At 62.9% G+C, this 9,883-nt stretch carries 9 protein-coding genes and 1 pseudogene; 2 read left to right on the plus strand and 8 right to left on the minus strand.

What is annotated here, in order from left to right:
* Positions 1-3 precede the first annotated feature (3 nt).
* Together AC0L3H_RS19235 and AC0L3H_RS19240 are read left to right on the plus strand one after the other, a co-directional pair.
* Positions 4-726: a hypothetical protein gene (locus AC0L3H_RS19235; protein WP_473586516.1), complete on the plus strand. Its 723-nt coding sequence runs from the start codon at positions 4-6 to the stop codon at positions 724-726.
* 153 nt (positions 727-879) lie between these two features.
* Positions 880-1,720, plus strand: a pseudogene (locus AC0L3H_RS19240) (IS110 family RNA-guided transposase); the annotation flags it as partial.
* Between the two features lie 406 nt (positions 1,721-2,126).
* Here the strand turns inward: AC0L3H_RS19240 and AC0L3H_RS19245 are convergent.
* The 8 genes from AC0L3H_RS19245 to AC0L3H_RS19280 are packed head-to-tail and all read right to left on the minus strand — an operon-like array spanning position 2,127 to position 9,518.
* On the minus strand, positions 2,127-2,891 hold the full coding sequence (locus AC0L3H_RS19245) for a murein L,D-transpeptidase catalytic domain family protein (protein WP_473586517.1): 765 nt from the start codon (positions 2,889-2,891) through the stop codon (positions 2,127-2,129).
* Positions 2,892-2,944: 53 nt separating this feature from the next.
* Positions 2,945-4,558, minus strand: coding sequence for a hypothetical protein (locus AC0L3H_RS19250; protein ID WP_473586518.1), 1,614 nt, complete (start codon positions 4,556-4,558; stop codon positions 2,945-2,947).
* Positions 4,559-4,571: 13 nt separating this feature from the next.
* Positions 4,572-5,567 carry a caspase family protein gene (locus AC0L3H_RS19255; RefSeq protein ID WP_473586519.1) on the minus strand — a complete coding sequence of 332 codons (996 nt, stop codon included), beginning with the start codon at positions 5,565-5,567 and terminating at the stop codon, positions 4,572-4,574.
* Positions 5,568-5,572: 5 nt separating this feature from the next.
* Positions 5,573-6,316, minus strand: coding sequence for a M12 family metallopeptidase (locus tag AC0L3H_RS19260; RefSeq protein WP_473586520.1), 744 nt, complete (start codon positions 6,314-6,316; stop codon positions 5,573-5,575).
* Positions 6,317-6,327: 11 nt separating this feature from the next.
* Entirely contained in the window at positions 6,328-7,263 is a 936-nt protein-coding gene (locus AC0L3H_RS19265) for a DUF2304 domain-containing protein (RefSeq protein WP_473586521.1), read from the minus strand.
* Positions 7,264-7,295: 32 nt separating this feature from the next.
* Positions 7,296-7,580 carry a hypothetical protein gene (locus AC0L3H_RS19270; RefSeq protein WP_473586522.1) on the minus strand — a complete coding sequence of 95 codons (285 nt, stop codon included), beginning with the start codon at positions 7,578-7,580 and terminating at the stop codon, positions 7,296-7,298.
* A gap of 54 nt (positions 7,581-7,634) precedes the next feature.
* A complete protein-coding gene (locus AC0L3H_RS19275) occupies positions 7,635-9,134 on the minus strand; it encodes a S8 family serine peptidase (protein ID WP_473586523.1) in 1,500 nt (499 codons plus the stop codon).
* Between the two features lie 39 nt (positions 9,135-9,173).
* On the minus strand, positions 9,174-9,518 hold the full coding sequence (locus tag AC0L3H_RS19280) for a hypothetical protein (RefSeq protein ID WP_473586524.1): 345 nt from the start codon (positions 9,516-9,518) through the stop codon (positions 9,174-9,176).
* Between the last annotated feature and the right edge of the window lie 365 nt (positions 9,519-9,883).

Below are 9,883 nucleotides of genomic sequence, written 5' to 3' on the forward strand. Positions count from 1 at the left end.
GCCATGGACTTCCTCGACACCTATTCCCTGAAAGCCCGGCTCTTTCCCGCCATTCTGACGGTTGCGCCGGCGATCATCCTCTGCCTGCTCTGCGCAAGCTGGGTCGATCCGGGTTTGCCGGAGGCCGTCGCCACGGTGGCGGTCATGGTGCTGTTCTTTGCTGCTGCAAACCTCGCTCGCCGATTTGGAACGGCCAAGGAACGTCAGATCTTCGCCGCCACAGGCGGGCGGCCGCGGAATACCGAACTGACGCACCTAGATCCGACATTCCCGGCGAGCCAGCGGACACGTTACCGGGCATACCTTGCCGGCCAGCTTGGGTTGCCGGCCCCGGCTGCAGAGGATGAGCAAAGGGATCCGGAAACCGCGTGGGAATTCTACGGCCAAGCCTATGGGTGGTTGCGCGAGAACACCCGTGACACTGAAACATTCAAGCTGCTTTTTAATGAGCTGATCAGCTACGGCTACTACCGCAACCTCTTAGGTCTAAAACCGATTGGAATCCTTCTAAATTTCCTGTCCCTAGGCGCGGCCGCGGCAATTGTCTACTACCATCCGGGATTTGCCTCCCTAAGCACCGGCAAGCTCGTGTTGCTCGGCGGTCTGTCGGCCCTCCACCTGCTCTACTTCCTTTTCGGCGTAACCAGGAAGGCGATGCTTGAGGCATCGGCAATATATGCCCGTCAACTCGTCCTGAGCACGGAGACCCTCATTAAGCGGGCGTAAGGATTTCGGAGGAAGGAGCGCCACAACCGACTATGCTGCGACACGCGATTGCGCTGATGACCTTACCTACAGAAACTGTATCCTGAAGGCCCTGCCCACCCAGCAAGCGATGCAACAAAGGATGATGAATCCCGTTGGAAGGCCTTGCCTTTGTTCTACCATGTGCTGACGGCAGAGGGGCTGCCGGTGATCTGCATCGACGCGCGGCACGCCAAGGCTGCGCTTGACATGGCCGCGAACAAGACCGATGCGAACGATGCCGATGGCTTGGCACATCTGGCCGAGGTCGGCCGAGAGGTTCGGGTCGAAGGTTTCGACAGCATGCTGATCCGCACGCTGATTACCGCGCAGCGCAGCTTCTTAAGATGCGTTTGCAGATATCAAACCAAATCGGTGGGTTGATGAAGACGTTTGGCCTCGTCGTGCCCAAGTGCGCCGGCAGCGTGTTTGAGCGCGACGTTCGCGACCTTCTGCAGGGCGAAGAAAAGCTGGCGCGCATCGTTGTGCCAATGCTTCAGGTGTGGAGTGACATCCGATATCAAACAGCAGAGCTGAGCGAGCAGTTGGCCGCGATGGCGCGTGAGGACCAGCACTGCCGTCTGCTCATGTCAGTGCCCGGTGTAGGCACCGTCACAGCCACCGCTTTTGCCGCAGCCGTGGAAGATCCGGCGAATTTCAGGAACTCGCGCGCCGTGGGCGCATGGGTGGGCCTGACCCCGAGGCGCTACCAGTCCGGCGAGGTCGATCAAGACGGCCATATCTCGCGCCGTGGCGACAATCAGTTGCGCGGACTGCTATACGAGGCCGCCGCGGTCATCCTAAACCGGTCGACGGATACCAGCACCCTGCGAACCTGGCGTTGGAGCTGAAAGAACGGCTCGGCTTCAAGCGAGCGGCCGTGGCCCTGGCGCGCAAGCTGGCAGTGATCATGCATACGATGCTCCGGACGGGCGAGCTGTTCGATCCGCGCGGAGGAACGCCCGCCGCTGCCTGATCCTGCAGACGCTCGCCTGCGACGATTTCTTGCCATTCCACCAACAGCGTTCTTACAGGACGCATCGAGCCGTCCCTGCCGGGACGTGGCTGGGATCATTCCGCGAGGCGGGAAGCAACTGCCTCGTTAAGTAGATTGCGCAACGAACATAGGAAGATCTCACCTGCGAAATTCATGCGGCGATCTTTGCATCGACCGCGTAGACGACCCTGTACCCGGCATACGAACGAACGAGCATGGACAGAAAGGACGACTGCCTTGCACTCATGAGCCGGACGAGGAGCACACACGAGCATGCGGGGATCCGCACGGACGGCAGCAGAAGCCTTCCGCCATGTCGCCCATCGCCAGGACGACATGGCGGCGTGAGGGATGCCGGCGCGAACGGCTCCGACCGGCGCGTGCCTTACGATTTCCACGCCAGCAGCAGCGATCCGTACTTCAGCGAGTCGACGACTTTGGCCACATGCACGTTCTCAACCGCCGGGCAGCCCTTGCTACGGCCGATGCGGCCAGTGTTCTCGATCATCTGCTTCGACACGTAGTTGGCTCCATGCACCACAATGGCGCGGTGGCGTGCATTGCTATTGGTGGGTTCCAGACCATCCAGCCGCATCGAATAGCCGTGGTCGCCCTGGTACGTCTCGGCGCAGCGGTATATGCCGAGCGACGAGGCGTTGGAGCCGTCCACGTTGGAGAACACGTCGGCCATCCCGTCGTCCTCCGCGCCTTCCGAGCCCTTGCCGTGGGCGCACAGATATCCGGTGACCCGCTGGCCGGCAGCGTCGAAAACGAAGAGCCTGTTCCTGGCCGAATGCAGGTGGAAGTTGATGATGCCCCAGTAGCGCGGGCGGCTGGCCGGGAAGTGCTGGTTGCGATAGCCGATCAGCCTTTCCATTGCGGCCGTCAGCCCCGTGCCCTGCGCCAGGGTACGCAGCACCGGCTCGTCCTCGGCTCCAGCCGCCGCGGCTTCGAGAGCCGGGGCGAAGGCTGCCGCAGCGTCGCGGCCCTGCAGCGAGCCCGGCGTCGCAGGTGACATCAGCTCGACGATCGTCGCCAGCCGTTCGTTTGTCGCTTTCAGCGCTTCCGAAATCTCGTGAAGCGCCGCCAACACCTGGCGGGGATCGATGTCATCATGCTCTTTGTCAGATCTTTCCGGATTGCGTGCCATCTGCTCCTCCTGTCATGCGGATTATCGGTCCAGCCGGCTTGTACCAGCCAGCCCTATGTTCTGTTCCTTGGCGCCTTCTGAAGGATCGAAAGCGGAAGGCCGAAACTGGCGGCCATTTCGTTCGAAATCTCGCTGTCCGGTGTATTCGAAAAGATCGATTCCACCGCCCGCGGCTGGACCGCTGAAACCAGAACCACATGTTCCTCGGGATCGGCCTTTATTGCCTCCAGACCCGTGTAGGTGCCGGGAGTGTCTGTGTTCCCTTCCGCAAGCACCTGGCGAATGAAAACCTGCGCGTATGACTGTTTGGCCATCTGGTCGCGCACTCGTTGTAGCGTACGCTTCACCGAATGACGGCCCCGCGCCCAGGCAAGATACGGCCCGGCGGACCCGGCCGCACCGGTGCTGCTCCACAGCGCCCGGCTGATCCAGGTCAGCCCGTCGTGCGCCGCATTCGCCTTCAGCACGTCCCAACTCGCCCTGAACATCGGCGGGCTCGGCACGAGCACTTGTTGCCGGCAGCGCTCAGCCCGCATCCGCAGCGCCGTGAGGTCAGCCGCTTCCGGCCAAGCCGGGTCGGGATAAAGCAGCGCCTCCTGCAGCGCCGCCTTGAATTGCGATGAGTTCCGCTGAATGCCATCGTCTTCCAGTTGCTTCCCTGCGGCCGCAGCGCGATCCGGATGCAGCAGCTTCGTCAGGTTCGCCAGCACCTCGTCGGCTATTTCTTGCTCCTCTCGGCCAGGTGCCTTTTTCGCAGCGGACTCCAGCTCGTATGTGACGTCGCCCGCCTCCGATCGCTCCCTGGCGTCCAGGAAAAGGTGCAACCCGGTCAGGCCAGTGATCGGATTGTCGAATTTCTCGTGGAGCAGCTGTTGCACCAGCGCTTTGCCGGTGAAGATCGCCCTGCCCCGTTCGAGCGCGCTTCTTGCCACTTCCACGGTTTCCCAATGGTCGTAATAGACGACATTGAATCCCGGTCGCGCCATCTGAATCGAAACGTCGAATGGCGCCGCGTCTGCTTGTTTGGCGCCAGCCCCGGAGGTTGCGGCCCCGGTTGTTGTTGCATGCGCGGTGTCGGCATTGCCACCCCGCAGGAAGATGCGCGTCTGCCAGCCCGCGGCCACCAGTACGGCCTGCCGCGAAACCTGCGTGCCGTGGTTCAGCTCCAGCACGAAGGGCCCGTCCGCCGGATCGGCTTTGACGGCCACAGCCGACCACAGCTCGTCGCCGATGCTCGCATTTCGGCAATGCCTGTCCAGCCTGACGGCGCGCCTTGTTCCGCGCCACGGGAAGATTGACGCGCCACCGAACGGCTTTTCGCGATCGGCCGTCTCGGCGCGCTGATGGGCAAGCACCAGGATGCAGGGTTTGGTTTGTTTGCCCAGTGCCTTCTGCGCGAGCTTTTCGACAGCGGCGACATCGGCCAGCATCGGTCCGATCGGCGCGATCGCGGAGAACTGGCTGACGAACATATGAAGCTGCTCGGGCTTCCCTGTGAGCTCGATGAGCTGTTCCTGCACCGTGCCGGCCCTGACCACCCGGATCTTGTAGAGCCCGGCGCTGAGATTGCCGCTGAACCCTCCGACCGATCGCGCCACCCGGCTGAGTGCGGCGTTCATGACGAACACTTCGGTGTCGTTGTTGGTGTAGATGTCGAGCGGCGGCATGGTGCAGTCTTCCCTATTCGATATCGGTCGGCGTCGTGGCGCCGATCTCGAAGAAACGCTTCAGCCCACCGCCCTCGAGCTTGTAGAGTCCAACGCCGAGCGCGAAACCGACCCATCCGTTCTGCACCTCGGCCTGTTTCGAAAGCGGCCCGGGCGGGCTGGTCAGTTGTACATCCGTGCCGTCCGCCAGCTGCACCCGGATCCGGTAGGTAGGGTGAGACTGTTCGACCGCGAAAACCATGTCGTCTTCGTGGGGCACCATGGCGAACTGTGCCTCGCCGCCCGCACCGTTGAGCGAGCCGTTGCGCAGGAAATTGGCGAGCGACGCGGAACGCACCTGGCCGTCGGCGTCGGCGGCCGCGCCCTCGAGGCCCTTGAGCAGGCGGTCGGTGAAAAGGCCGCGCATCTTGCCGCCCGGTCCGATCGGCCCCTCATAGGAGTCGCGCCCGAAGCCCGAGGCGAACGCCATGAATACCCTGGCGGGCTGCCCCGCGCGGTTGGCGACGTTGGCCAGGCCCGTCGGCTTGGTGGGCGTGTAGTCCAGCGCCTGCGTGCCGCAGCAATCCATCCACAACACCAACTCGTCGAAGCGGGTCTGGGTGGTAAACCAGTCGATCCAGGCCGGAACCTCCAGGTTGGGCACCAGAGGGAGCTGAGCTTCCGCCGTGATCAGGCAGCGCGAGCGTGGATTCGGCGCCAGGCCGTGCCCAGCCACATAGACGTAGAGCCGATCACCCGCGCCCGGCGCATTCGACTTCGCGAAGGGGTCGAAGGCTGCATTCAGATCCGCCCCGATCGGCCGGATGGGCAGGATCTGGTCGACCGTCCAGGTCTTTCCGTTGAACTCATCGGATGTGATCAGTGTCACCTTTGCGCCGGCATTCTCGGCCAGCCATTTCGCCACGTCCTCGGCGTCCTCCTTGGCGCCGACCAGGTTGTTGGGCGAGTTTCCATCCGCCCCGAATTTCGGGTAATCGCTGATACCCACCACGATCGCACTGGCGGCCATGGCTGCTATCCGCCGAACACCGGGCGCTTGCCGTAGGCCTTCACGATCAAGGCCTTGTCCGTCGCGCTGAGCTTCGTGTTTTCGCCGACCGTGAAGCCGTCCTTCGTCCATTCGGGCGGGATCGGATACATCATGATCGATGCGGAATCGACGTCGGTGTTGAACACCTCGCTCCTGTCGTAGCGATGGAACATGTTGGCGTCGATCTTCTCGTCGGGCCAGCCCTGCGAGGCCCGCATGTCGGCCCGCACCCGTTCCTTGTTCCATTGGATGGCCTTGGCCGGATTCATGTGCTCGTGCACTAGGCCGAGCGCATGGCCGAATTCGTGCAGGACGACGGCCCGCGCGGCGGGTTCGGGCAGCGCCATCGTCATCCAGCCGAGATTCATCGTGCGCTGCGTGCGGTCGACCGCCTGGGCGAAGCGGCCGAGCCTGGAAAAGCTGCCGATGCCAGGCGTGAATGTGATGCGGATGTCGGCTGCGGCAGGATCGAGGTTGTTGTCGATCCAGAAGTCGAAGCTGAAGTTCGCGCCGGTCTCGTCGGGCCAGGCCTTGGCGATCATCGCCACCCGGCGCTTCAGGTCGGCGGCGCCTTCCATGAAGGAGACGCGCAGCTTGACGCCGCGCCCCCAGAAGGCGGCATTCAGCAATGCGGCACGCGCATTGAGGCCGTTGGCGCCGGGCGGCTGGAAGCTTGCATCCTCCATGCTCGAGCAGAACCGATGGTCGTGAGTGTTTGTTCTGGACATCGTGTCAGCCCTCAAATGTCGCGGCAACGGTAAATGATCCTGTCCTTCAGCTCCGCCGCGAAGAGGTCGCTGATTGGCGCTGCAGTCCCTCCACCCTCCGCGATCTCGGGATCAGTGCTGCCCCAGTAGCCGGAAGGTGCCCAGCCGCCGGCATTCATCGCACCGGCGGTCACGATGGCGAGCTGCCCGTCCATCCGCGGCGGCGAGCCGGCATCTGACCTGACGCCGGCGATGACCAGCTTGCCCTGCGCGGCCGCATCCCGCGCCGCCGATCCGTCGGCGAGCGCGGTCCAGGACGCGCCGCCCGTGATGGCGTTGATGATCTGGTCCGACGTGCCTGACAGGCTGATGCCCAGACGGTGCGCCACTTCGATAACGTAGAGATGGCTTGCTTCTTTGAACGGCCCGTTGGGACCGGATCGCGACCAGGTCTCGGCGCAGACCCGCTGCACCCGCGTCGCATCCGGGTTGGGTGCCGAAAGCGTGCTCGGCGCCGCCGCACTCGGGGCCGTCACCGAGGCCTCGCCCGGATTGGTGCCGTGGAAGTTTATGTTGACGTTCGGCGCCTCGGGCTGCGGCAGGCGCGACGGCTCGGGGTACATCGGCGCCAGCGTCGGGCGCGCATCCGTGCCGTATCCATAACCTTCCTGCGGGTTCCTGCGCCGGCCGTCGAGGAACCAGTCGGAATCGAAATTGGGCGAGATCTTCACGAAGCCGACTAGCAGGATGAAATAGGCGAAGAAGCCAATGCCGATGCCGACGCCATAGGCGCCGAACAGGCTTGTGTCGCTGGGAAATAGCGCCAGGACTGCCGCGCCGCCGATGACGCCGATCAGCGTCGTCAGATCGCCGAAGCTGATGTCGCCGCGCCGGTAGCGGTTGACGAAGTAGACGTTCCAGCCCAGCATCAAGCCGAATGCCAGGGCCCCTGCGATTTTCCAGTCCATGCCCTTACCCTCGCTACGCGTTCAGTTCCGTTTCACGGCAGCCGGTGCCAGGTCTTGAGCACCGTCAGCCGCGTCAACCCGCCCATCGCCATGCCGGCGGCCAGCCACGGCAGCACGCCAGGGCCGGCAAGCCAGGCCGCCTCCGCCGTCATGCCGGCCATGAGCGCCAGCGCCCAGGCTGCGGAGAAAAGTCGTGTACGTGTTTCGACGGGCCGGGTGCGAACGATCCGGTCTGCCACGATGAGAGCCACGACGGCGCCGATCGATGCAGCCCCCAAGCCGGGCATGATAGCCGCCATGATATTTGAGCCATGCATCGGCTCATCCCTTCACCAAACATTGCCATGAAGTTGAAGCGTCGGCCCCCGGACTCAATTCTGACGATGCCGTCGCGCGCCGTTCCTTCTTAGAGCGGCGATCGGTAAGGCCGGGGCCTCAACAGTGCCAGCTGCATGTAGCGGAACTGCATTCGTATTCGTCGCCGCTGAAGCACGCGGAGGGGCAGCGATAGCCCGCTCGGCCTGCACAAGGCCCCTGCCAAAATGGTCCGGCGCTCCAAGCGGCATTGCCGTGACCTCAAGATGACGCTGTACAGCCAGGGGGGAAAGGTCCGGATGTCGACTGAGCAGAATGGCGGCCACGCCGGCGATGTGAGGTGCAGCCATGCTCGTACCGCTCATCTCACGATAGGCGTTCGCCAGATATGTAGACTGGATGGCAACTCCCGGTGCAGACAGATCCAACTGCGGGCCGCGATTGCTGAATGAAGCCCTGCGGTTAGATCGATCCGTAGCGGCAACCGCAATGCAGGCATCGTTGAAAGCTGCCGGGTAAGAGACAGGTCCGCCGTAGTCGTTCCCTGCTGCGGCGCAAATGAGCACGCCGCGTGAGCGGGCGTAGAGGACGGCGCGACGCATCGCCTCCGCGGCCTGGCTGCTGCCCAGGCTGAGATTGATGATACGCGCGCCGTTATTCGCCGCCCACGTTATCCCATGCGCCACGGAATCACCGCGGGAATAACCGTCGCGTGCGAGGACCTTGACCGCCATCAGCCGCGCTGCTGGAGAAACGCCGGCGATACCAACGGCGTTGCCCTGCAACGCGGCGATCGTCCCCGCGACGTGGGTCCCGTGCCCGTGATCATCATTGTAGGACGTGCTTCCAGGGACAAGTGTGGCACCACGCAAGGGCGGAGCGAGGTCGACATGGGGAGCGATGCCTGTATCGGCCACAGCTACTATGACACCCTGCCCGGCAAAACCCCTGCGCCATGCCGCGCGCGCACCGATTTGGTCGAGCCCCCATGGGGTTGTCTCACCCAAAGACCTCACCCGCCAGGTGTCGACTTCGAGTGTGCCGAGTTCGCGCATATCCGGGACGGTCACAGTCTCGCGGCTGTCATCCAGCGACGAGATCGCCCGGTAAATAACAATCGGCTCTACACCTTCCACGGCCTCGTCAGCCTTGACGGCCTCTCTGATGCTCGCCGCACCTTCGGACGGGTCCAGATCGGGTTCAGGATAAACCGAGAGCGTCCCTGTATAGGGGTTGTAGATGGGCACGCCTTCTGGCGGGCCCACATTGGGATCAAGGTCGTCGATGGAGAGATAGTGAAGGCCGCTTTCTTCACTTGCGAGCGACATAGAAGGCGACCGGACGCCGACACGTGCACAAATTCGCCGGACGACGTCATCTGAGTGGCGGCCGTAGTCCGGCTCATGGGATTCGATGCGGCTCAGTGCCTCGCGTCTTGTCGCGCGATCCGGACTTTTCAGCGCCTCGACAGTTTCCCTGCCAACCTGTTGCTCCAAAGGAAAGCCCAGCAGGATGTTGATCTGGTCCTGTGCGCGTGAAAGTCCTGGTCTTGCCATATCCGGTACCTCCTGGGGCAATTTCAGTTTCGTCTCATTTCAGTCATCGCTCGCCCCATAACCGGCGGCGATTTCAATCCTCACGTCCTTGCCATCCGGAAGCCTGCGGACCGTTTCGTAAACTGTGCGAAGATCGGTTCCTGCCGGTACTGGTACAGTCAGCGTCCAGGTGGAATCATCAAGGATTGCCGTATCGTCACGTGGCGCTGTCTGAAGTTCGGACAAGATTACAAGATTGCCGGTCGGCTGCGGCACCGAAACACCTTCTGTCCGCGCCGCATCAAGGGTCAGGCTGTCCACAAGATGTTGTGACATCGCGCGGTATCGGTTTGGGGTGAGACCCCTGGGCAAGGACAGGCTGATCTGGCGTAGATTCTTCTGCATGATGCGTTAGACCCCTGCCCGTGTCGTCCCTGCTACGCCGCTGACGCGGTTTGACGACGGCTGAAAAGCTGGCCTGCCGCGTCTGATTGCTGCTACGGATTCGAACGTGGACCAGGCCGCGTGAACTCATCGTGACTTGGGAGCGGTCGGTCGGGTTCACGGTGAGTTCACGCGACCGGGTTATCCTTGCCTGACGCCGAACCGTTGGCGCAGGTTATGCGTTGGCGCAGGTTATCGGCCAATCGCGTCCATAATCACGGAGCGAAACGCGTATCGTTCAGACAAAAATATAACTTATCTGAAACGAATCATTCAGTTCACTGATCGGACGGGGCGAGATTTTTCGGGGTGGGCCAAGGTGGGTG

The organism is Mesorhizobium sp. WSM4816 (assembly GCF_055811535.1).